Raw genomic sequence first — 23,300 nt, 5'->3', positions numbered from 1 at the left:
TCGGCCTGATGCTGCGGTCGAGCAGTTGGGTGGCGAAGGCGGTTTCCAGTTGACGCACGACGTGGGAGACGGCCGATTGGGTCAGCCCGAGCCGGCCGGCGGCGCGGGTCATGCTGCCCAATTCGGCGACGGCAACGAACACTTCCAGGGATCCCAGGTCAAAGTCTCGGTGATGCATGGAACTCCGATCTGCGACGGTTCGGGACAACTGCAAACTGCATACTATCTTATGTTGGCTCTGGGCATGAATGCAGCTCATCCCGACCATGAAAGAAATTTCTCCAACTGACCGGAACCGCTGTTTCCGCGGCAGCCTCAATGCCTGCCTGCAATCACGCCGAGGTTCCAGCAATGACGCCTCCCTTCGACAAATCCGCCCCGCCGACGGCCGCATCCCGGCGGATCGGCGATTGGGTGGCCGGGTTGCGGCGAAGCGATGTTCCTGACGCGGTCGCCGCGGTGGCACTGGACTGCATCGTCGACACGCTCGGGGTCGCGCTCGCCGGCAGCGGCGAAGCGTCCGCCCGGCTGGCGGCCGACGAGGCGCTCGCGAGCTATGCCGCCGGGCCATCGCAATTGCTGGCCGGAGGCCGCCTGTGCGCGGAGGGGGCCACCTTCGCGAATGTCGCAGCCGCCCATGCGCTGGATTTCGACGACAACAGCTATGCCGGCTTCGTCCACGGCTCCGCCGTCGTGGTGCCGACGGCGCTCGCGATGGTCGAGGAGGCCGGGGGGACGGGACGCGATCTGCTCACCGCCGTCGTCGCCGGCGCGGAAGCGCAATATGCGCTGGCGGAGGCGGTCGGCAACGGCGTGTACCATGACGGCTGGTGGACCACGGCGCTCTTCGGCACCGTGGGCGCCGCGGCCACCAGTGCCAAGGCACTTGGACTGGACGGCCGGACGGCAGCGGACGCCATCGCTTTCGCGCTCTGCGGAACCGGCGGCCTGCGTGCATGCTTCGGTACCGGGGCCAAGCCGCTGCTGGCAGCGCAGGCCGCAGCGAACGGGGTGCGCGCCGCCCGGCTGGCCGCGCGGGGCCTGACCGTGCCCCATGGGGTGGTGGAGGATCCGCGCGGTTTCGCAACGCTGATGGCGGCGGGCCGCTTCGACCCAGTTGCCCTGGATAGGCTCGGCCGGCGCTGGCGTCTGCTCGATCCCGGCATCGACACCAAGCTCTATCCGGTCTGCCTGTCCGCCCACGCCGCCATCGACGCGGTGCGCGACCTGATGGCGGAGCATGGCTTGAAGCCGCAGGACATCCGGACCGTCCACTGCCGCGTCCCGCCGGTGGTGGCCGCCAACCTGACCTATCGGTGTCCGGCGACAGCGGGAGAAGCCCGTTTCAGCCTGCCCTTCGCCGTCGCCTGCGCGATGCTGTACGGAACGCTCGGGCTGGAGCAGCTGGACGATGCGACGCTCACCGACCCGGCTCTGCGCCACGTCATCGGATGCGTCTCCATGGCGGCCGATCCGGACTGGAACGCCGATCCCGACCGCGCCCGCACAGCCCCCGAGGGCGCGGAGGTGAGCGTCGAGACAAAAACGGGAGAGCACCATAGCCGCTTCTGCGCCTCGGCACGCGGGACGGTGGCCCGTCCGTTGTCGGCGACGGAGCGCGCGGCAAAATTCCGCGACTGCGCCGCCCGCGCCATCGGAGCCGAAACGGCGGAGTGCCTCCATCGAAAATTGTACCGGCTTGAGGCCGAGGGCAGCCTGTCGCGCCTGTTCGACCCCGCACACCATGGCGCCTGCTCATGATGTCGATGAATATCGATCATGCTGCCCGGCCGCTCCGCTGGGAACGGCCCGTATTTTCATCATGCTGATCCGGTCAACCATCTTGGGAAAAACATAAGGAAACCAGGGATTTCTCCGGGAGTGCACTGCACAAATTTTGCCCGCTTCAGCCCTTTGCCCAAATCTTAGCCCGTTCGTTGCTCGGTTCCTCGTCCTTCCGGCGTCCTTTCCTCCAGCCGCGGCCTTGTGAGACCGTTTCGGTCAAGCAGGAACCAAGGTCCGCCGCAAGGGCCGGCAAACAGAGAGGCTTTCATGATGATGCGACGTTTGGTGGCACGGGCTGTGCTCTCGGCGATCCTCCTGTCCGGGACGGCGCTGTCGGTCCAGGCCGCGGGTACGCTCAAGGTCTCGGTGGACTCCAACCTGAACACGCTGGATCCCGCCAAGATGAAGGGCGGCCAGGAGTATGTTGCCGCCTATCTGATCTTCAACGGTCTGACCGTCATCGGCCATGACATGACGGTGAAGCCCGATCTGGCCGAACGCTGGGAGCGCAGCGACGACCTGAAGACCTGGACCTTCCATCTGCGCAAGGGCGTGAAGTTCCACAACGGCCGCGAGCTGGAGGCCGAGGACGTCGTCGCCACCATAGCCCGCATCCAGGACAAGGCGACCGGCTCCACCGCCCGCGTCAATTTCGAGATCGTGGAGTCGATGAAGGCACTGGACCCGCTGACCGTCCAGTTCCAGCTGAAAAGCCCCTATGCCGGCTTCGCCGAGCTGTTCGGCGAGCGTCAGGCCCGCATCGTGCCGCGCGACGCCGTCGACACGCTGGCCTCCAAGCCGGTCGGCACCGGCCCGTTCGAGTTCGTGTCCTTCGCCCCCGGCGACCGCATCGTCCTGAAGCGCAACGCCAACTACTTCGAGCCCGGCCTGCCGAAGCTGGACGAGGTGATCGTGCGCATCCTGCCGGAATCGGCCGCCCAGGTGGCGGCGCTGACCACCGGCGAACTGGATCTGGTGTGGAACCTGCCGCTGGAGGCCATCGAAAAGGTCAAGGGCGACCCGAAGCTGAAGATCGATTCCGTCCCGACCTCGACCTGGGACGGCGTCATCATGAACAACACGGTGAAGCCCTTCGACGATCCGCGCGTGCGCAAGGCGGTGGCGATGGCGCTCGACAAGCAGGCCATCACCCAGATCGCGCTGTTCGGCAACGGCACGCCGACCCACTCGCCGATCCCGCCGAGCCATCCCTACTACAACAAGGATCTGAAGATCGCCAAGGGCGACCCGGCCGGCGCCAAGAAGCTGCTGGCCGAGGCCGGCTATCCCAACGGCTTCGAGGTCACGCTGCACACGCCGGCCGGCCGCGCCACCCGCGAGCGTCTCGGCCTCGCCGTGCGCGAACTGCTGAAGCCGGCCGGCATCACCGTCAACGTCCAGCGCGTTCCCTTCGACGTCTTCCTGAAGGACATCGAGGGCAAGGCCGGCTTCTACATCGACGGCTTCTTCAGCCGCCCGACCATCGATACCTCGGTCTATCCCTGGTACCACTCGCGCGGGTCGTGGAACACCGCGTTGTGGAGCTATTCCAACCCGAAGATGGACACGCTGCTGGACGGCGCACGCCAGGCCAAGAGCGAGGATGAGGCCAAGGCACTTTACACCCAGGTCCAGGCGCTGGCGGTGGAGGATTCGCCGGGCGTCATCCCCTACGTCATCAACCACATCAACGGCCTGAGCGCCAAGGTCCACGGGTTCCACTCGCACCCGATGATGTTCCTCGACCTGCGCGACGTATCGGTCGACTGAGGTCGTTCGGGGGCCGGCACCAGACGCCGGTCCCCTCCTCTTCCCGCAGGGGATGCTGCCATGTTCGCCTACACACTGACCCGTCTCGTCTATCTGGCGCTGGTCCTGGCCGTGATGTCGGTCCTGATCTTCCTGGTGACGCAGGCGATGCCGGGCGATGTCGCCTCGATGATCGCCGGCCAGTTCGCCTCGAAGGAGGTGGTGGACGCCATCGCGGTCAAGCTCGGCCTCGACCAGCCGCTAATCGTCCAGTACGGGCATTGGGCAGCCGGCATCCTGCGGGGCGACCTCGGCCGCTCGCTGGTGCTGGAACAGCCCATCGGCCCGATCCTGATGGAGGCGCTGGCCCGCTCGCTGGTGCTGGCCGTGGTGGCTCTGTTCGTGGTCGCGGTGGTCGGCATCGGGCTCGGCGTGCTCGCGGCGGTGCGGCGCGGCAAGCTGACCGACCAGCTGGTTTCCGGCGTCTCCTATCTCGGCATCGCCGTGCCGGACTTCTTCTGGGCCATCGTGCTGGTGCTGGTCTTCGGCAGCTATATGAAGCTGCTGCCCACCGGCGGCTATGCGCCGATCACCGACGGCTTCCTGCCCTGGGCCTCGCATCTGGTGCTGCCGGTCGTCACGCTGGTGCTGATGCTGCTGGCCCGCATCGCCCGGCTGACCCGCTCCAGCATGATCGACGTGCTGCAGACCAATTACGTCAAGTTCGCCCGCGCCAAGGGCATGCCGGAATCGGTGGTGATCCTGCGCCATGCGCTGAAGAACGCGCTGCTGCCGACCATCACCGTGCTGGCCATCGATTTCGGCCTGATCCTGGGCGGCGTCGTGGTGATCGAGACGATCTTCTCCTATCCGGGCATGGGCCGGCTGCTGCTGTTCGCCATCCAGCGCCACGACCTGCCGCTGATCCAGGCGACGATCCTGATCGTGTCGGCCGCCTACTGCCTCGCCAACCTGACCGCCGACCTGCTCTACGCCTTCGTGAACCCGAAGATCCGCCACGGCATGAGGGCCTCTTGAGATGACCGACGCGACCCCCGTCCAATCGGTTCCACGCCGTCAACTGCCGTCCCTGCCCGTCTCGCTCATCGTCGGCATCGTCCTGCTGGCCCCGCTGGTGGTGGCCGCCGTCGCCGGCTCCTGGATCGCCCCCTACCCTTATGATGAGATGAACATCATGAGCCGGCTGCAACCGCCGGGGGCCGAGTTCTGGTTCGGCACAGACGAGTTCGGCCGCGACGTGTTCAGCCGCACGCTGGTCGGCACCGGCAGCTCGCTGGTGATGGGCGTCGCCGCCACGGCGCTGAGCCTGCTGGCCGGCGTGCCGCTGGGACTGATCGCCGGCTACAAGGGCGGGCGCGCCGGCGAGGCGATCATGCGGGCCATGGACGTGCTGATGTCCTTCCCGCCGATCCTGCTGGGCATCCTGGTTCTGGCCGTCACCCCGCCGGCGCAGTGGAAGGCCATCGTCGCCATCGGCATCGTCTATGTGCCGCAGGTGGTCCGCCTGACCCGCGCCATCACGCTGGAGCTGATGCAGGAGGAGTTCATCACCGCCGCCCGCCTGCGCGGAGAGAGCGCCGCCTACATCCTGTTCCACGAGATCCTGCCGAACATCTGGCCGCCGCTGGTGGTGGAAGCCAGCCTGCGCGTGGTCTTCGCCATCCTGCTCGGCGCTTCGCTCAGCTTCATCGGCATGGGGGCGCAGCCGCCCTCCTCCGACTGGGGCCTGATGATCAGCGAGGCGCGGCCCTTCGTGGAACAGGCGCCGTGGATCGCGCTGTGCCCCGGTTTCGCGCTGGCGACCGCGGTGATCGGCATCAACCTGCTGGGCGACGGGCTGCGTGCCCTGCTCGACCCCCGCAACACGGGAGCGCACTGAGATGATGACCGCTCCGCAAGCCCGTCCGGCGGTTCCGCCGGTGGTCAGCCCGGCGATCGCGCCCGAACCGGCGCCGCTGCTGGATGTCCGCGGCCTGACCATCAGCTACGGCAATGCCCGCGGCACGCTGCGCGCCGCCAGCGACGTCAGCTTCGCCATCCGTCCCGGCGAGGTGATGGGGCTGGTCGGCGAGTCCGGATCGGGCAAGAGCACCGTCGCCATGGCGATCCTCGACCTGCTGGGCGGCGGCGGCCGGGTGGACTCCGGCGAGATCCTGTTCGACGGCGTCGATTTGCGCCGCCTGTCGCCGTCCGAACGCCAGGCGCTGCGCGGCGACCGCATCGCCGCCGTCTTCCAGGATCCCTTCACCTCGCTGAACCCGGCGCTGACCGTCGGCCACCAGATCGCCGAACCGCTGATCCAGCACAAGGGCCTCTCCACCCGGCAGGCCGCCGCACGGGTGCTGGATCTGCTGGCCGAGGTCGGCATCCGCGATCCCCGCCGGGTCGCCGCTGCCTACCCGCACGAGCTGTCGGGCGGCATGCAGCAGCGGGCGCTGATCGCCACCGCGCTCGGCTGCGAACCGAAGCTGCTGATCCTCGACGAGCCGACCACGGCGCTGGACGTGACGGTCGAGGCCCGCATCATCGAACTGCTGGCGAAGCTGTGCGACAGCCACCGGCTGAGCGCGCTGTTCGTCTCCCACAATCTCGGCATCGTCAACCGCATCTGCCAGACCGTCACCGTCCTCTATGGCGGCGTGGTGGTGGAGACGGGAGCGACCGGCCGCGTGCTGTCCCGCCCGGCCCATCCCTATGCCAAGGGTCTGGTCGCCGCCCTGCCGCGCATTACTGCGGAACGCCGCCACCGCCTGCCGTCGATCCCCGGCACCGTCGCCAAGCTGGCTGGGCCGCCCGCGGCCTGCGTCTTCGCTCCGCGCTGCCCCTTCGCTGAGGAGACCTGCCGCAGCCAGCCGCAGGCGATGCTGACGGATGGAGACGGGGCCGGAGGCGGGGACGGCGTGCGCTGCTGGAAGGCCGATGCGCTGGCCGGCACGCCCTGGCCGGACGAGGATGCCGCCGCCGACCGCCGCCCCAGGGCCGCGCAGCCGCGCTCCGCCCCGCTGGTGGAGGTCGACCATCTGCGCAAGATTCTACGGCGCCAGCCGGTCCATCCTGCCCTGGCTGCGCCGGGCCGGCACCGTGGCGGTGGAGGATGTGTCCTTCACCGTCGGCCGCGGCGAGGTCGTCGGGGTGGTCGGTGAAAGCGGCAGCGGCAAGAGCACCATCGGCCGCGCCCTGCTGGCGCTGACCGAACCCAGCGCCGGCACGGTGACGTTCGACGGCGCCGACCTGACGGAGCGGGTCAAACGCGGCGACCAGACCCTGCGCCGGCGCGCCCAGCTGGTCTTCCAGAACTCCGCCGCGTCGCTGAACCCGCGCAAGACGGTGGGGGCGGCGATGGACCGGCCGCTGGTTCTGGCCGGCCGGGCGGATGCGGAGGAGCGGCGCAAAACCGTCGCCAGCCTGCTGACCCGCGTCGGACTGCCGGCCGCCTACGCCGACCGCTATCCGCACGAGCTGAGCGGCGGCGAGCGCCAGCGCGTCAACATCGCCCGCGCTCTCGCCACCGATCCGGACTTCGTCGTCTGCGACGAGGCGGTGTCGGCGCTCGATGTCTCGGTACAGGCCAACATCCTGAACCTGCTGGCCGAACTGCGCGACGAGATGGGCCTGTCCTATCTCTTCATCACCCACGACATCGCCGTGGTGTCGCACATCGCCGACCGCGTGCTGGTCGTCTATGGCGGCACCATCTGCGAGGAAGGGCCCATCGGCCGCGTGCTCCGCCCGCCCTACCACCCCTACACCGAGGCGCTGCTCTCCGCCGTGCCGCGGCTGGCGGAGGACGGGCAGGAGGCGCCGCGCGTCCTGCTGGAGGATGCGGCCCCCGCCCCCGGCGGGCGGGGCTGTGTCTTCGCCGGACGCTGTCCGCGCAAGCTGGGGGCGGTCTGCGACGAGCAGGCTCCCCCGGTCCACGAGACGGCCGACGGCCACCGCATCGCCTGCCACATCCCGCTGGCGACGCTGGCCGAACGCGCCGCGGTCTTTCCCGAACTGGCCGACGGCGACACCCGGCACTGATCGGGTTCCTTCCGACCGGCCCCCTGCCGGCGCTCCCGAATGGAGGCGCCGGACGCCGTCCCCTTGCCTTTCGATCACCCACCCTCAACCGAGCCGGGACTTTCCGCCATGACCGTCCACACCCGCATCCGTCAGTTCAACACCAAGAAGACCTATCCCGAGCAGACGCTGGACAACGACCTGTGCCAGACCGTCGTCGCCCGCGGCACCATGGTCTTCGTCCGCGGCCAGATCGGCCAGAATCTCGACACCAGCGAGAGCGTCGCCATCGGCGATGCCGCCGGCCAGACCGAACAGGCGATGGCCAACATCAAGATGTTGCTGGAAGAGGCCGGCTCGCAGCTGGAGCACATCTGCAAGATCACCGTCTACATCACCGACCCGCGCTACCGCGAGCCGGTCTACCGCACCATCGGCAAGTGGCTGAAGGGCGTCCACCCGGTGTCGACCGGTCTCGTGATCAGCGCGCTCGCCCGCCCGGAATGGGTGGTCGAGGTCGATGCGATCGCGGTGATCCCCGACGCCTGAGGCTCCGCACCCGCCGCCAACCGTCCAGCCAACCGACAAGAAGAACCGCCACCATGAGCACCAGCCTGACCAACCCGCCGCGCCGCGAGCTGCAAAGCTTTCTCGATTTCCCGATCTGCACCGACCTCGACCAGCTCGACGGCCATATCGGCATTCTCGGCATCCCCTACGGCGATCCCTACTCCATCGACGAGGTGACCAACGACCAGACCAACGCCCCGACCTGGGTGCGCCGCTACACCGAGCGGGCGCTGCGCAAGCTGGAGCGCTGGGATTTCGACATCGGCGGTCCGCTGCTCGGCGGCAAGGACATCAAGGTGGTGGATTGCGGCGATGTGAAGGCCGATCCCCGCAACCTCGATCTGCATTACGCCAACGCCGAGGCGGTGGTGCGCCGGATGCTCGCCAAGGGCATGCTGCCCATCGTCATCGGCGGCGACCATGGCATCCCGATCCCGGTGCTGCGCGCCTATGACGACCAGGGACCGATCACGCTGGTCCACATCGACGCCCATCTCGACTGGCGCGACGACGTGAATGGCGCCCGCAACGGCTATTCCAGCCCGATCCGCCGCGCCGCCGAGATGGACCACATCGGCCAGATCTTCCAGATCGGCCTGCGCTCCGCCGGCAGCGCCCGGCCGGAAGAGGTCGAGGCGGCGATTGCCTACGGCGCGGTGCTGGTGCCGGACGTGGAGTTGCAGGACATCGGGATGAAGGCGGTGCTCGACCGCATTCCCGACGGCGGTCGCTACTACCTGACCATCGATGCCGACGGCATGGACCCGACCATCATGCCGGCGGTCAACGGCCCGGCGCCGGGCGGCGTCACCTATCCGCAGATCCGCACCTTGATCCACGGGCTGGTGGCCAAGGGCCGCGTCGTCGGCATGGACATCGTGGAGATCACGCCGAAGAAGGACCTCAACGGCATCACGGCGATCACCGCGGGTCGCATCATCTGCAACCTGATCGGCAAGACCATCCAGGCCGGCTATTTCGACGCCAAGTGAAAATAATAAAGTGATGGGGATGGGGAGCATGGAGCGATGACCGCCGCCCGCCGGCTCGACCGGCTTTTCTGCGACCGGGCGCTGCTGGCCGGCGGCTGGGCGTCGGGGGTGCTGCTGCGCTTCGACGCCCAGGGTCTGATCGCCGCCATCGAAACGGGGATGGACAGGCCGCCCGCCGGGGTGGAGCGGGCAGCCGGGCCGGTCATCCCCGGCATGCCCAACCTGCACAGCCATGCCTTCCAGCGGGCGATGGCCGGGCTGACCGAACGTGCCGGCCCGGCCGAGGACAGCTTCTGGACCTGGCGGGAGGTGATGTACGGCTTCGTCCGCCGCATCGATCCCGACAGCCTCCAGGCGGTGGCGGCGATGGCCTATGCCGAGATGCTGGAGCGCGGCTACACGTCGGTGGCGGAGTTCCACTATCTCCACCATGATCCTGACGGCCGGCCCTATGCCGATCCCGCCGAGATGTCGATGCGCATCCTGGCGGCGGCGGACTCCGCCGGGATCGGGCTGACCCACCTGCCGGTGCTCTATGCCCAGGGCGGTTTCGGCGGGCAGCCGGCGGGCGAGGGCCAGCGGCGCTTCCTCAACGATCCGGACCGCCTGCTGCGCATCGTCGAGGCCTGCCGCGCCACGCCCGGCGGACACCGCGTCGGTTTGGCCCTGCATTCCCTGCGCGCGGTGTCGCCCGAGGCGATGGCGGCGGCTCTGGACGGCATGGCGGCGCTCGATCCTACGGCGTCGATCCACATCCATGTCGCCGAGCAGACGGCGGAGGTGGAGTCCTGTCTCGCCTGGTCGGGACGGCGGCCGGTGGAATGGGTGCTCGACCGCGGCTGGGCGGGACCATCCTGGTGCCTCGTCCATGCGACCCATGTCACCGCAGCCGAGGTGGCGGGCATCGCGGCCTCGAAAGCGGTGGCGGGGCTTTGCCCGACGACCGAGGCCGATCTCGGCGACGGGCTGTTCCCGGCGCGCGATTTCCTGGCGCAGGGCGGCCGGTTCGGCATCGGGTCCGACAGCCAGATCGTCATCGACGCCGCGGAGGAGCTGCGCCTGCTGGAGTTCGGGCAGCGGCTGACCGCGCGGCGGCGCAATCTGCTGGCCCCGCAGCCGGACAGCTCGACCGGTGCGGCTCTCTACCGGGCGGCGGTGGCCGGCGGCGCGCAGGCGCTGGGCCAGCCGGAGCCGGCAGGCGGCCTCAAAGCCGGACAGCGCGCCGATCTGGTCGTGCTCGACTTGGACGACCCGCGTCTCTACGGCCGCAGCGACGACACGCTGCTCGACTCCTATGTCTTCACCGGCGCCCGCAATCCCGTCCGCGACGTGGTGGCGGCGGGACGGCTGGTGGTAAGGGGCGGCCGGCATGTCGACGCCGAGGCGATCCGCACCGGCTGGCGCCGTGCCGTCGACCGGCTGCACGCCGCCTGAGCGAAGCCCACCCAGAACGAAGCCTAAAAGGAACAGGGACATCCCGATGACGGCGACCATCGACATTCTGGAACGGCTGGTGGCCTTCAACACCGTCAGCCGCGAAAGCAACCTCGATCTGATCCGCTGGGTGCAGGAGAGACTGGAAGCCGCCGGTGTTGCGACCTGGCTGGTGCCGAGCGACGACGGGCGCAAGGCCAATCTCTTCGCGACGCTGGGGCCGGCGGACCGTCCCGGCGTCCTGCTCTCCGGTCACAGCGACGTCGTCCCGGTCGAGGGGCAGGCATGGACCAGCGATCCGTTCCGGCTGACCCGCCGGGATGGCAAGCTGTTCGGCCGCGGCACCGCCGACATGAAGGGCTTCGTCGCCGCTGCCCTCGCATTGTTCGACCGCGCCGTCAGCCGGCCCCTGTCGCAGCCGCTGCATCTCGCCTTGTCCTATGACGAGGAGGTCGGCTGCCTCGGCGTCCGCCGGCTGATCGAGATGATGGCGGCATTGCCCGTCCGTCCGCGCTTCTGCATCGTCGGCGAGCCGACCAGCATGCAGGTGGTCACCGCCCACAAGGGCAAGACCGCTCTGCGGGCCGAATGCCACGGCGTCGAATGCCATTCCAGCTTGGCGCCGCAGGGCTTGAACGCCATCCACATGGCGAGCGACCTGCTGACCGGGCTGTGCCGCATCCAGAACCGGCTGAGGGACGACGGCGCGCAGGACGATGCCTATGACGTGCCCTGGACCACCATCCATGCCGGGGTCATCCAGGGCGGGGAGGCGCTGAACATCGTGCCGAACCGATGCCGCCTCGACTTCGAGATCCGCCATTTGCCGCAGGATCCGGTCGGGCCGCTGCTGGACAGCATCCAGGCGGAGGCCGATGCCATCGTCCGGCGCCTGCGTGCCGATTTCCCGGCGGCCGGGCTGACCGTCGCCGAGCTGTCGAGCTATCCGGCACTCGACACCGACAGCACCGCCGAGGTGGTGGCCTTCGTCAAGGCGCTGACCGGCGGCAACAGCACCGGCAAGATCTCCTTCGGCACGGAGGGCGGGCTGTTCCAGCAGCGGCTGTCGATGCCCACCGTGGTGTGCGGTCCCGGCAGCATCGGCGAAGCCCACAAGCCCGACGAGTTCATCGCCGAAGACCAGCTTGCGGCCTGCGACCGCATGCTGGATGCCCTGCTCGCCCGCCTGACCTGACGGCATTCCCCCGGAAATAGGGCCGCCGCCGGAGGTGGGGCCGCCTGGTCAGACGGCAACCATCTCCATCAGCCGCGCACGGTCGGCGGACGAGGCCGCTTCGCCATGCAGCGTGATGCGGCCCCGCTCCACCGCATAGAAGCGGTCGGCGACATCGAGCGCGCGGTGGATGTTCTGTTCCACCAGCAGGATCGTCAATCCCGCCCGCTTCAGTTCCGTGACGATCGCGAAGATCTCGTCGACGATCATCGGCGCCAGCCCTTCCGTCGGCTCGTCGATCAGCAGCAGCCTGGCGGTCCCCACCATCACACGGGCCATCGCCAGCATCTGCTGCTCGCCGCCGGACAGGGTGGTGCCGAGCTGCCGCCGCCGTTCGGCCAGCCGGGGGAAGCGGGCGAAGGCCTGTCCGATTGCCTGCTCATTCTCCCGGCGCGCCCGGCCTGGACATTGGCGCAGTCCCAGCCGCAGATTCTCCTCGACGCTGAGGCCGGGGAAGATGCGGCGGTCCTCCGGCACCAGACCGAGCCCAAGGCGGGCGATGGTGTCGGGCGTCTGCCCGGCCAGATCGACGCCGCCGAACCGGATCGTGCCGGAACTGGCCGGCACCCAGCCGGCGATGGATTTCAGGATGGTGGTCTTGCCGACGCCGTTGCGGCCGAACAGCCCGACCACCTCGCCCGGACCGGCCTGGAGGGACACACCCTGAAGGACATGGCTGAGACCGTAATGCGCGTGCAGGTTCTCGATGGAAAGCATGGTTGTCACCCGTGTCCGAAATAGGCGGCCTGCACCGCGGGATCGGCGCGCACCGCCGTGGGCGTCCCCTCGGCGATCTTTCGGCCCTGGGCCATCACGACGACATGGTCGGACAGGCTCATCACCAGCCCGATGTCATGTTCGATCAGCAGCACGGTCAGTTCGCCGGCCAGCGAGCGGATCAGCGCGCCGGTGTCGGCGGTGTCGCCATGGCTCATGCCCTGGGTCGGCTCGTCCAGCAGCAGCACCCGCGGTTCGGCGGCCAGCGCCACCGCGATCTCCAGCCGCCGCTGTTCGCCGTGGGAGAGGTTGCCGGCAAGCTCGCGCGCCTTGGCCGACAGGCCGAAGCGGTCCAGCAGCGCCTCGGCCTTGGCGAGCGCCCGGCGGCTGTGGCCGACCGGACGCAGCGCGTGCCAGGGCCGTTCCAGCACCTGTGCGGCGATCCGCAGGTTTTCCAAAACCGGCAGTTCGAAGAACAGGTTGGTGATCTGGAAGGACCGGGCCAACCCGGCGGCGAGCAGCCGGTCTGGCGCCTTCCCGGTGACGTTGGCTCCGTCCAGGGTGACCCGGCCGGCGGTGGGGCGGATGGCGCCGCTGATCAGGTTGAACAGCGTGCTCTTGCCCGCCCCGTTGGGGCCGATGACCGAGGTGATCCGCCCGGCGACGGCGTCGAAGCCGACGCCCGCCACCGCCTGGAGCCCGCCGAAATTCACCGACAGGTCGCGGACGCCGAGCGCGCAGGCACCGCCGACCGTTGTTGTTTTAAGGGGAGCGGCCATCATGGCGTCACCCTCCCCCGTTCGCCGCGGCGGCTCAGCCGGGCCAGCAGGGCGCCGACCAGTCCCTTGCGCAGGAAGATGACGGACAGCATGAAGATGACCCCCACGACGATCAGGTGATGCTCGGTCCAGGAGCCGACGACCGAGCGCAGGGCGGTCAGCAGCAGGCTGCCCACCACCGGCCCGACCAGCGTGCCGACGCCGCCGACGATGACCGTGATGACGGCGTTGCCGGATGTCTCGAAGAACATCAGTTCGGGCGAGACGAAGCCGCGCAGCATCGGGTAGAGCGCCCCCGCCAGCGCCGCCACGCAGGCGGCCAGCACATAGACCGCCAGCTTGTAGCGCCAGGCGTTGAAGCCCAGGAACGGCACGCGCTTCTCGTTGGCGCGGATGGCGGCCAGCGTCCGGCCGAACGGCGCGTCCATCAGATAGGCCAACCCGACATAGGCCGCCACGGTCAGGCCGAGCACCAGCAGGAAGAAGGACAGCGGGTCGGCGGTGTCGAGGCTGAAGGTCCCGAAACCGATGCTGATCTGCGGGATGCCGATCAGCCCATCCGAGGCACCGAGCGCACGGGTGTTGTAGACCGACTTGGCGGCGACCTGGGCCAGCCCGAAGGTGATCAGCGCGAAATAGACGCCCTTCACCCGGTTGGCGATGACGCCGCCGATCAGGCCTGCCACGCCGCCGGCCAGCAGGGCCGCCGCCATTGCCAGCCAGAAGCTGGGCGCGACGTCGCGCAGGACGAGCGCCGAGACATAAGCGCCCAGCCCGAAATACAGCGCCTGCCCCAGAGACAGCAGGCCGGTATAGCCCAGCAGCAGGTCGACGCTCATCGCCAGACCGGCGAAGATCAGCGCCTCGGTCGCCAGACGCAGGTAGAAGCCGTTGCCGGTCGCCCAGGCGACGGCGGCGAAGCCCAGCGCCGCCGCCAGGAAGGCAAGCGCCAGCCAATGGACCGGAGCCAGACGGGACAATCGCGATGCCGGGCCGGTGCGGCCGGGATCGGAGAGGGTGCGCAAGGTGGCCTCAGGCATGTCCCAGCCTCCCGAACAGGCCCTGCGGCCGGACCATCAGCACCAGCACCATGATCCCGAACACCAGCGGGTCGGACCAGACCGGCGAGATGTAGAGGCTGGACAGCGCCTGCACCTGGGTCAGCAGCAGGCCGGCGATCACCGCTCCCTGGATCGACCCCATGCCGCCGACGATCACCACGGTGAAGGCCATCAGGATGAAGTCGCGCCCCATGGTCGGGAACACCGAATAGATCGGCGCCAGCAGCACGCCGGATAGGCCGGCCAGCGCCACCCCGAAGGCGAAGGTGCCGGCATAGACCCGCCGCACCGGCACGCCCAGCGACGAGGCCATGTCCTTGTCGAAGGCCGCCGCCCGCACCATGGCGCCCAGCCCGGTGCGGAAGACCACAACCCAGACCGCGGCGATCAGCGCGAGGCCGAAGCCGATCAGGAACAGCCGGTAGTTGGGCAGGAACATGCCGAGGATCTCGGTGCCGCCCTCGATGGGGTTCTCGGGCCGCTGGGTGTTGGGGCCGTAGACCAGCTTCAGCAGGTCTTCCATGATCATGCCCAGCCCGAAGGTCAGCAGCAGGGTCAGGATGTGGCGGTCGCGGCTGTGGAAGACCCGCGCGATCAGCCAGCGTTCGGCCAGCCAGCCGATGGGCAGCATCAGCAGCGGCACCAGCACCAGCAGCGCCCAGAAGCCGACCCCCAGCCCGGCCAGGGTCAAAGCTAGGAAGGCGCCCATGGCGTAGAACTCGCCATGGGCCATGTTGATGACGTCCAGCAGCCCGAAGATGATGGTCAGGCCCAGCGCCATCAGGACGACGGCGACCCCGAGCGACAGACCGTTCAGCGCCTGCGGCGCCAGGACGAATTGCAGATAATCGATGAGATCGGCCATGGGCGTCGGCTCCCTGGAAGCGGTCCTCAGAAGCGGGTGCACTGGTCGGGGCCGATGGCGGCGTCTCCCGGAACGGTCCCGACCACGTCGAAGCGGTTGCCGCTGCCGTCCGCCGCGATGCGCACGGCATACATGTCCTGGATCGCCTGATGGTCGCCGGCCCGCATGGTCTTGGTGCCCTGCGGCGTCGACCAGTTCAGCCCTTCCATCGCCTTGCGCAGCGTGTCGGTGTCGGTGCTTCCGGCCTTCTCGACGGCGGCCTTGAAGAAGCCGATCAGGCCGTAGCTGTCGGCGCCGTAAAGGTCGGGCGCGGTGTCGTAGGCTTTGCGGAAGGCGGTGACGAACGCCTTGTTCTCCGGCGTGGCGAGTTCGGCGGAATAGCCGACGCCGGTGACGAAGCCGTCGGCCGCCTTGCCGATGGCGCCGATGTTCTGGGCGGTGACGGTGCCCGAGGCGCCGACGATGGTCAGGTTGCGCAGCAACCCGTATTCACTCATCTGCGTCAGCAGGCGAACCGTGTCGTTGCCGGCGGTCGATGTGTAGAGCACGCTGGGACGGGCGGCACGGAGCTGGCCGAAATACTGCGAGTAATCCTTGCTGCCGAGCGGCGCGAACACCTCGCCGGTCGATTGCGCGCCGGTCTTCTCCGCCGCCTCCTTGAAGGCCGCGACGGTGGAGCGGCCCATCTCGTAATCGGGTCCCAGATAATAGACCTTGGCCTTCGGCTTGTCCTTGGCCAGCCATTCGGCCAGCGCCGCCGACTGCTGCCCCGCCCGCGCGTTCACCCGGAAGACGTTGGGCGAGCATTTGTCGGTGGTGATGGCGTCGGAGAAGGAGACGGTGGTGGCGATCAGCCGGCCGTTGCGCTCGGCAAGCTGCCCGACCGCCAGGGTGGAGCCGGAATTGACGGTGCCGGTCAGGAAATCGACCTTGTTGACCTGGAACAGCTTCTCCGCCTTCTGGGTGGCGACGGCGGGATTGGCTTCCTCGTCCTCGAACAACAGTTCGACCTGACGGCCGAGGATGCCGCCGGCAGCGTTGACCTCCTTCGTCGCCAGCTCCAGGCCCCAGCGGACCTGCTGTCCGATCGGCGCGTAGGTGCCCGACAGCGGGGTCACCACCCCGATGCGGATCGGCTCGGCGGCGGACGCAACCCCGCCGAACCCGAACAGGACGAGCGCGGCGGTGCCGAGAAGCGTGGTCTTGGTCATGATTTTTGGTTCCTCCCTATGCTGTCCACGGTTTGTTGCCCATGCTTGGAGGCGTCGGTCAGACGCCCGTGAAGACCGGCTTGCGCTTCTCGTGGAAGGAGGCGACGCCCTCCTTGAAGTCCTCGGATCCGCGCAGGCGGCCATAGGCCTGCCCCTCGATCTCGATGGCGCCGTTGACCGAGACGTTGTTGCCGCTGTTCAGCACGCCCTTGATGGTGCGCTGGGCGAGAGGCGAGAAGCCGCGCAGTTCGTCCACCAGGGCGGCGACCACCGCCTCCAGTTCGGCGTCGGCGACGCACTCGGTGACGAAGCCCCAATCGGCGGCCTGCCGGCCGGAAATGCGCCTGGCCCGCATCACCATGTCCTTGGTCCGGCAGATGCCGATCATGTGCAGCAGGCGGGCGGAACCGCCGGAACCAGGGATCATGCCGATGCGCATTTCCGGCAGGGCGAACTGCGCGGTCTCCGACGCGATGCGGAAATCGCAGGCCAGCGACAGCTCGAAGCCGACGCCGAAGCAATAGCCGCGGACCTGGGCGATCACCGGCTTGCGGCAGCGCTCCGGGGCGGCGATGTTGACCGCCAGTTCCGACACATGCTCCGCCGACTTCTCCATGAAGCCGGCGATGTTGCCGCCGGACGAGAAATTCTCGCCCTCGGCGCGCAGCACGATCACCCGCACCATGGGATCGCGGTCCAGCACCTTGAACACGGCGGCGAACTGGTCGCGCTGGAGCATGCTGACGATGTTGAAGGGTGGACGGTGCAGCACGATGTCGGCGCGCTCCTTGACCTCGTCGATCTCCACGCGGAAGCCGTCGAGGTCGGCGAGCAGGCGGTCGGTGCTGTCGAAACGGTAGGGGGTCACGGTCGGAAACTCCATGGATAAGGCTGAATTCAGGACAGGGTCGGGCTGCGCCCGGCCGGGCCGTTCTCAAGGGCGAACTCGCCGGCCTGCAGCTTGCGGCGCAGGATCTTGCCGACCGGCGATTTCGGGATTTCGTCGAGAAAGACGTACTCGCGCGGGCGCTTGAAGTTGGCGAGGCCGGAGGTGCGGCAATGGTCGTCGAGGTCGTTGGCCTCGACGCCGCGGGCGCGCTTGACGAAGGCGACGACCCGCTGGCCCCAGCGTTCGTCGGGCAGGCCGGCGACCGCCACCTCCAGCACGCCGTCATGCAGCGACAGCACGCTTTCGATCTCGACCGGCGAGACGTTCTCGCCGCCGGTGATGATCATGTCGTCGACCCGGCCGGTGACGAAGAGGTCGCCGTCGCCGTCGAGGAAGCCGATGTCGCCGGTGAAGTACCAGCCGGCATGCAGCGCCTTGGCGTCGGCGTCCGGCCGCTTCCAGTAGCCTTCGAAGGACTCGTCGCCCGACAGGTCGGCGGCGATCTGGCCCTCCTCCCCGGCGACAACACGCTCGCCGGGATCGAAGCTGCCGAGGCGTACGATGCGGATGCGCTGGTTCAGCGCCGCCTTGCCGGCCGATCCCGGCTTGGCCGGCGCGTTCTGGTCGATGGTGAAGGTGTAGATCTCGGACGAGCCGTAGTGGTTGACGAACAGCTCGGGCCGGAAGGCGGCCTCCAACCGCTTCAGCAGGCCGTCGGTCATCGACGCCCCGGCAAAGCCCAGCTTGCGCACCGACGACACGTCGGTGCCTGCGAATTTCGGGTCGGCCAGCAGGTCGTGATAGAGCGTCGGCACCAGATAGAGGCAGCTCAGCCGCTCCGCCGCGATCAGGTCGAGCGCCCGGGCCGTGTCGAAGCGGGGCAGGCAGACGAAGCAGCCGTCCACCAGCGCCATCGCCAGCAGCGAACGCACCCCCATGGTGTGGTAGAGCGGCATGACGCCCAGCGTCCGCTCGCCCCGGCGGTAGCAGTTCTGGGCGACATGAGCGACGGCGGCAGCACGCTCCGTCCGGTGGCGGCGCGGCACACCCTTGGGCTTGCCGGTGGTGCCGGAGGTGTAGAGGAACAGCGAGACATGCTCGGTCGTGGCACGCGGCTGTGGCGGAACCGGATCGCCATCCAGCAAAGCGGCAAAGCGGCGGTCGCCGGGATCGACCGGATCGACCGGATCGCCGACCGCGATGCGGGGCAGCGCCCGTGCTGCGGCGGAGTTCCGGACGGCATCGGCCGACATGTCCTGATAGAACAGGGCGAGCGCCTCGGCATCGGGCAGGCAGTAATCCAGCTCGTCCGGCTTCACCCGCCAGTTCAACGGCACCACGGCGATGCCGGCCAGCTGGCAGGCCCAATGGATGGTCGCCATCTCCCAATTGTTCTGCAACGCGGTGGCGATGCGGTCGCCGGGGCGCAGGGCCAGCCGGTCGAAGGCGCCGACCAGCCGGCGGATGCGCTCCAGCCACTGCGCGTAGGTCAGCCGCAGGTCGCCGTCGACGATGGCGAGCGCGTCCGGGCTGCGCTCCGCGCTGGCCAGGATGCTGCGGCCGAGGTCAAACATGGGCGATCTCCCTCACCGTCCGGCCGGTGACGTCCATCACGGCGCGGACGATGCCGGCATAGCCGGTGCAGCGGCAAAGATGGCCGCTCAGCATGTCGCGTAGCTCCTCTTCGGTTGGCTTGGGATTGCGGTCCAGGTAATCGGTCAGCGACATCAGGATGCCGGCGGTGCAGAAGCCGCATTGCAGGGCGTGATGCCGGCGGAAGGCCTCCTGGAGCGCGGTCATGCGCCCCTCGTTGGCCTGCGACAGACCTTCGACGGTGTCGATGCGCCGGCCGTCGGCCTGCACCGCCAGCGTCAGGCAGGCGCGGACCGCCACGCCGTCGATGCGGACGGTGCAGGCGCCACAGACGCCGTGCTCGCAGCCGACGCGGGTGCCGTGGGCGCCCAGCTCGTGGCGCAGGAAATCGCTCAGCAGCAGGCGCGGATGGGCATGGCCGCTGCGCGGCGTGCCGTTCAGGACGATGGAGACGGCATGGAGCGCCTCCGCCGTCAGCACGGATGTGGATTTCAGCGGCGGCATGACAGGGCCTCTTCAAGGACGGTACGGCCGATCCGGCGGACGAGGTCGCGGCGGTAGCGCGCGGTGGCGTGCTGGTCGTCGTCGCCGCCGAGGTCCCAGGCGAAGGCGTTCAGCGCCTCGTCGAGATCCGGCGGCGACCCGCCGCCGACCAGCGGCCAGGAGCGCATCGTCGGCCGGTCCGCCACCCCGCCGACGGCGAGGCTGGCGCGGTCGCCGTCCACCGTTGCGGCGCAGGCGGCGATGGCGAAGTCGCCGTGCCGCATCGACTGCTCGCGGAAGGCATGGCCGTTGCCGGGACGGGCCAGCGGAAAGCGGATGCATTCGACGATCTCGTCCGCCGCCTTCACCGTGGTCAGCGGCCCCAGGAAGAAATCGGCGGCGGCGACGGTGCGGCGGCGGCGCAGGTTGCGCAGCACCACCTCGCCGCCGGTGGCGACCAGACAGAGCGGCGTCTCTGCGCTGGGATCGGCATGGGCGACCGACCCGCAGAGCGTGCCGCGGTTGCGGGTCTGGAAATGGCCGACCCACGGCAGCGCGGCGGCCAGCAGCGGCACCTCCCGCGCCAGGGTCGGACGGGCCAGCACCTCGGCCTGGGTGACGGCGGCGCCGACGGTCAGCCAGCCATCCTCGGCCCGCAGCGTGCGCAGCTCCTCCAACCGGCCGAGGTCGATCAGCAGGCGCGGCTGGACCAGCCGCATGTTCAGCATCGGCATCAGCGACTGGCCGCCGGCAATCACGCGGGCGTCGTCGCCCCCGTCCGCCAGCGCCGCCAGCGCCTCGGCGACCGTCGCCGGCCGCAGATAGTCGAAGGGTGCGGGCTTCATCGGTTAAACCCCAGAAGGCGCAGCAGGCGCGTCAGAAGCGAGGGAGAGTCGACAGGCACCTCGGCGCCACCGGCGCGGGCGACCAGCTTTTCGAAGAACTGTCCGATCAGCAGGCGGGACGCGCTGTCGAGCATCCGGCCGCCGACCGCGGCGACCTTGCCGCCGACCGACGCGCTGTAGCGGTAGGTGACGCGCGTGCCGTTGGCGGTGCGCTCTAGCGTCACATGCCCGGTGCCGCTGCCCGAACCGAGCGCGCTGGTGCCGCTGCCGGTCAGGGTCAGCGCCCTCGGCGGGTCGAGGTCGGACAGCGCCACCTGCGCGGTGTAGCGGCCGCGCACCGGGCCGATGCCGACCACCACCTCCGCCCGGTAGGCATTCGGGCCGGCGAGATCCAGCGCCTCGCAGCCGGGCAGCAGCGCCGCCAGCTCCTTGGGGTCGAGCAGGATGGCCCAGACCTGTTCCGGCGTCGCCGGCACCTCGCGGCTGCCCTCCCCGGTCAGGCCGCGCCCACCCTTGACGGCGGCTTTGTCGGCGGCCGGCGGCGGAGTCTCTCCGGAACTGGCGGCGGAGACCGGGCGCGGCGGCTCCGGCGGATGGATCAGCGCCGCCAGCTTGGCCGGGGTGATCGGCAGGGATGGCACCTCATCCACCGCCACCCCGGACAGCGCGTCCGCCACCGCGTTGGCGAGGCAGACCGGCGTGCTCATGCAGTTCCCCTCCCCCACCCCCTTGGCGCCAAGCGGCGTCACCGGCGACGGGCTTTCGCGATGGAGGATGACGGGAACCGGAACCTCGCAGGCGGTCGGCACCAGATAGTCGGCGAAGGTGCCGGACAGGAACCGGCCATCGTCGCCATAGGCGTATTCCTCGTACAGCGCGGTGCCGACGGCATGGGCGAATCCGCCCAGGATCTGGCCCTCCACCAGCAGCGGGTTCAGCAGCCGGCCGGCGTCGTGCATGGTGACGTAGCGGTCGATCCGCAGCGCCCCCGTCGTCCGGTCGATCTCGACCCCGCAGAAGTCGAAGATGAAGCCGTAGCAGGCGGAACTGTTGATGTGGTCGGCGTCGGTCGGCGCCTTCAGCGGTTCCGGCGTCCAGAAGGCTGTCTCGCGCAAAGCCGCCTCCTGCCCGTCGGGCAGCGTTCCCGGCGCCCAGTGGCCGGCGGCGGCGACGCGGGAGAAAGACAGGCCGTTGTCCGGGTTGGCGTCGGAGAAGACCTTGCCGCCGGCGAAGCGCACGTCGTCGGCCCGGCAATTCAACTGGCCGGCGACCAGCGCCGCCATGCGGCCGCGCAGCCGGGTCGCCGCCACCTGGGCCGCGCCCGCCACCGCCCCGGCGAAGCGGCTGGAATAGTTGCCCGACGCAATCGACCAGGCGTCCTTGCCGGTGTCGAGGTCGGTGTTGACGCGGATGTCCTCGAACCGCAAGCCGAAGACGTCGGCCACCACCTGGGCCAGCACGGTGCGGTGCCCCTGCCCCTGGGGGGCCGAGGCCACCGTCACCGACACGCCGCCGGTGGGATCGACGGCGACGCTGGCGGTCGCCTGCGCGCCGTTCTTCGGCCCGGCCTTGCGCCGTTCCTCGGCGGTCAGCACGGTGGTGATGTAGCCCATGTTGGAGATCGACGGCTCGACCACCGCGGCATAGCCGATGCCGTAGAGCCGCCCCTCCGCCCGCAGGGCGTCGCGCCGGGCCTTCAGCGCGTCGAGCGCCCCCTCGCGCACCGCCTGTTCCAGCGTCGCGCGGTAGTCGCCGCTGTCGAGCGTCCCGCCCGACGCCGTGCGGTAGGGCATGGCGTCGGCCGCCACCAGATTGCGGCGGATGACGTCGAGCGGATCCAGCCCAAGCTCCGCCGCCACCCGGTTCATCAGCCGTTCCAGCCCATAATAGAGCTGCCCGCCGCCGAAGCCGCGGTTGAGGCCGGTCGGCGTCTTGTTGGTGACGACGATGCGGTTGGTCACCGTCAGGTTCGGGATGTCGTAGGCGCCGGTCAGGTTGCCGTGGTTGCGGTAGAGCGAGGCCGGTTCCGGCGCCCGCAGATAGGCGCCGCAATCCTCGGTCTGCTCCATCCGCAGCGCCAGCACCCTGCCGTCCGGCTCCACCGCCGCATCGATGCGCATGCGGCGCGCAGTGGCCGAAGTGGCGGCCATCAGATGCTCCAGCCGGTCCTCCACCCACTTCACCGGCCGGCCGGCGACGCGGGCGCACAGCCCCATCAGCACGACATAGGGGAACACCGCCTGCTTGTTGCCGAAACTGCCGCCGGAATGGGGCGGCGTCTTCAGCCGCAGCCGCGATCCCGGCACGTTCAGCGCACGGGCCATCACCGGATGGACGGCGAAGGGACCGGAGAAGTTCGACAACACCTCGTAGGAATCCTCAGCCGCGTCGTAGTCGGCCAGGACGACGAAACACTCCATCGGGGTGCAGGAGTTGCGGGGATATTCGACCTCGACCGACACGCTGCGGGCGGCACGGGCGAAGGCGGCCTCGGGGTCGCCATAGCGGAAGCTGCGGCTGTTGACGAGGTTTGAGCCCACCGCCGGATGCAGCGGCTCCGAGCCTTCTTCCAACGCCTGGGCAATCGAGGTCACCGGCGGCAGCGGGCGATAGCGCACCTCGATCCGGTCGAGCGCGTCCTCCGCAACATAGCGGCTGTCGGCCAGCACCACCGCCACCGGTTCGCCGACATGGCGCACGCGGTCGATGGCGAGGCACCAATGCTCCATCGGTGCGCGGATGCCGACCAGGAAGGCGCTGGCAAGGCGCTTGGCATCGTCCCCGGTCACCACGGCGGCGACGCCGGGAACCGCCAGCGCGGCAGCACTGTCGATGTCCAGCAGGTCGGCGTGGGCGTGCGGCGAGCGCAGGATCGCGGCGTGCAGGGTGCCGGGCTTCACCGGCAGGTCGTCGGCGTAGCGGGCGACGCCGGTCAGCAGTGCGGCGTCCTCCACCCGCGGCATCGCGCGGCCGACGAACGGCGCCACGGCCGGCTGCGGTTGCGGCGAAACGCCTTCGATGTCAATGGTCTGGGCGGCGGTCTGCGTGGCCGTCATCGTCATCCTCCCGT

At 69.3% G+C, this 23,300-nt stretch carries 21 protein-coding genes (1 of these 21 running past the window's edge); 10 read left to right on the top strand and 11 right to left on the bottom strand.

Annotated features, from left to right (window positions below; translation table 11 throughout):
- Positions 1–268 carry the start of a LysR family transcriptional regulator gene (locus ABNQ40_RS01110; protein WP_247879781.1) on the bottom strand. Its footprint begins 779 nt before the window's first position, so the window shows 268 of its 1,047 coding nt (coding positions 1–268); it begins with the start codon at positions 266–268; the stop codon falls past the left edge of the window.
- Positions 269–351: 83 nt separating this feature from the next.
- Between ABNQ40_RS01110 and ABNQ40_RS01105 the strand changes: the two genes are divergently transcribed.
- The 10 genes from ABNQ40_RS01105 (at position 352) to argE (ending at position 11,748) form a co-directional block, all read left to right on the top strand.
- On the top strand, positions 352–1,761 hold the full coding sequence (locus ABNQ40_RS01105; protein WP_109049871.1) for an MmgE/PrpD family protein: 1,410 nt from the start codon (positions 352–354) through the stop codon (positions 1,759–1,761).
- 291 nt (positions 1,762–2,052) lie between these two features.
- Entirely contained in the window at positions 2,053–3,555 is a 1,503-nt protein-coding gene (locus tag ABNQ40_RS01100; protein WP_247879782.1) for an ABC transporter substrate-binding protein, read from the top strand.
- Between the two features lie 60 nt (positions 3,556–3,615).
- Positions 3,616–4,572, top strand: a complete 957-nt coding sequence (locus ABNQ40_RS01095; RefSeq protein WP_109049872.1) for an ABC transporter permease — start codon at positions 3,616–3,618, stop codon at positions 4,570–4,572.
- Between the two features lies 1 nt (position 4,573).
- Positions 4,574–5,434 carry an ABC transporter permease gene (locus tag ABNQ40_RS01090; RefSeq protein ID WP_109049873.1) on the top strand — a complete coding sequence of 287 codons (861 nt, stop codon included), beginning with the start codon at positions 4,574–4,576 and terminating at the stop codon, positions 5,432–5,434.
- Between the two features lies 1 nt (position 5,435).
- Complete coding sequence (locus ABNQ40_RS01085; RefSeq protein WP_391345361.1) at positions 5,436–6,698, top strand: ABC transporter ATP-binding protein; 1,263 nt, start codon at positions 5,436–5,438, stop codon at positions 6,696–6,698.
- Positions 6,652–7,578: an oligopeptide/dipeptide ABC transporter ATP-binding protein gene (locus ABNQ40_RS01080; protein WP_391345360.1), complete on the top strand. Its 927-nt coding sequence runs from the start codon at positions 6,652–6,654 to the stop codon at positions 7,576–7,578. The genes ABNQ40_RS01085 and ABNQ40_RS01080 overlap by 47 nt, the downstream gene beginning before the upstream one ends.
- Positions 7,579–7,686: 108 nt before the next feature.
- Positions 7,687–8,106 (top strand): RidA family protein, encoded by a 420-nt coding sequence (locus ABNQ40_RS01075; RefSeq protein ID WP_109049875.1) that lies wholly within the window; start codon positions 7,687–7,689, stop codon positions 8,104–8,106.
- Between the two features lie 53 nt (positions 8,107–8,159).
- The gene (locus ABNQ40_RS01070) at positions 8,160–9,119 is read left to right on the top strand and encodes an agmatinase (protein ID WP_098738319.1); all 960 of its coding nucleotides are present in this window, start codon (positions 8,160–8,162) and stop codon (positions 9,117–9,119) included.
- Between the two features lie 36 nt (positions 9,120–9,155).
- Positions 9,156–10,553, top strand: a complete 1,398-nt coding sequence (locus ABNQ40_RS01065; RefSeq protein WP_109049876.1) for a formimidoylglutamate deiminase — start codon at positions 9,156–9,158, stop codon at positions 10,551–10,553.
- A gap of 46 nt (positions 10,554–10,599) precedes the next feature.
- Positions 10,600–11,748: an acetylornithine deacetylase gene (gene argE / locus ABNQ40_RS01060; protein ID WP_109049877.1), complete on the top strand. Its 1,149-nt coding sequence runs from the start codon at positions 10,600–10,602 to the stop codon at positions 11,746–11,748.
- A 48-nt stretch (positions 11,749–11,796) separates the two neighbouring features.
- Here the strand turns inward: argE and ABNQ40_RS01055 are convergent, their stop codons facing one another.
- The 10 genes from ABNQ40_RS01055 to ABNQ40_RS01010 are packed head-to-tail and all read right to left on the bottom strand — an operon-like array spanning position 11,797 to position 23,286.
- Entirely contained in the window at positions 11,797–12,504 is a 708-nt protein-coding gene (locus ABNQ40_RS01055; protein WP_109049878.1) for an ABC transporter ATP-binding protein, read from the bottom strand.
- Between the two features lie 5 nt (positions 12,505–12,509).
- Positions 12,510–13,286: an ABC transporter ATP-binding protein gene (locus ABNQ40_RS01050; RefSeq protein WP_199235325.1), complete on the bottom strand. Its 777-nt coding sequence runs from the start codon at positions 13,284–13,286 to the stop codon at positions 12,510–12,512.
- A complete protein-coding gene (locus ABNQ40_RS01045) occupies positions 13,283–14,323 on the bottom strand; it encodes a branched-chain amino acid ABC transporter permease (protein WP_109049879.1) in 1,041 nt (346 codons plus the stop codon). The genes ABNQ40_RS01050 and ABNQ40_RS01045 overlap by 4 nt, the downstream gene beginning before the upstream one ends.
- The gene (locus ABNQ40_RS01040; RefSeq protein ID WP_098738313.1) at positions 14,316–15,209 is read right to left on the bottom strand and encodes a branched-chain amino acid ABC transporter permease; all 894 of its coding nucleotides are present in this window, start codon (positions 15,207–15,209) and stop codon (positions 14,316–14,318) included. Before ABNQ40_RS01040 ends, ABNQ40_RS01045 begins: the two co-directional genes overlap by 8 nt.
- 26 nt (positions 15,210–15,235) lie before the next feature.
- Positions 15,236–16,420 (bottom strand): ABC transporter substrate-binding protein, encoded by a 1,185-nt coding sequence (locus ABNQ40_RS01035; protein ID WP_109049880.1) that lies wholly within the window; start codon positions 16,418–16,420, stop codon positions 15,236–15,238.
- Between the two features lie 58 nt (positions 16,421–16,478).
- Positions 16,479–17,303 carry an enoyl-CoA hydratase/isomerase family protein gene (locus ABNQ40_RS01030; RefSeq protein WP_109049881.1) on the bottom strand — a complete coding sequence of 275 codons (825 nt, stop codon included), beginning with the start codon at positions 17,301–17,303 and terminating at the stop codon, positions 16,479–16,481.
- Between the two features lie 14 nt (positions 17,304–17,317).
- On the bottom strand, positions 17,318–18,883 hold the full coding sequence (locus tag ABNQ40_RS01025) for an AMP-binding protein (RefSeq protein ID WP_391345356.1): 1,566 nt from the start codon (positions 18,881–18,883) through the stop codon (positions 17,318–17,320).
- Complete coding sequence (locus ABNQ40_RS01020) at positions 18,876–19,406, bottom strand: (2Fe-2S)-binding protein (RefSeq protein ID WP_109051125.1); 531 nt, start codon at positions 19,404–19,406, stop codon at positions 18,876–18,878. Before ABNQ40_RS01020 ends, ABNQ40_RS01025 begins: the two co-directional genes overlap by 8 nt.
- On the bottom strand, positions 19,394–20,230 hold the full coding sequence (locus ABNQ40_RS01015) for a xanthine dehydrogenase family protein subunit M (RefSeq protein ID WP_109051126.1): 837 nt from the start codon (positions 20,228–20,230) through the stop codon (positions 19,394–19,396). Before ABNQ40_RS01015 ends, ABNQ40_RS01020 begins: the two co-directional genes overlap by 13 nt.
- Positions 20,227–23,286, bottom strand: a complete 3,060-nt coding sequence (locus tag ABNQ40_RS01010) for a molybdopterin cofactor-binding domain-containing protein (protein ID WP_391345353.1) — start codon at positions 23,284–23,286, stop codon at positions 20,227–20,229. The genes ABNQ40_RS01015 and ABNQ40_RS01010 overlap by 4 nt, the downstream gene beginning before the upstream one ends.
- Positions 23,287–23,300 lie beyond the last annotated feature (14 nt).

The organism is Azospirillum sp. A23 (genome assembly GCF_042938965.1).
GTDB classification, from domain to species: Bacteria; Pseudomonadota; Alphaproteobacteria; order Azospirillales; family Azospirillaceae; genus Azospirillum; species Azospirillum melinis.
Note: the sequence above shows the minus strand (reverse complement) of the source record. Positions and strands in the feature narration are given on the sequence as shown.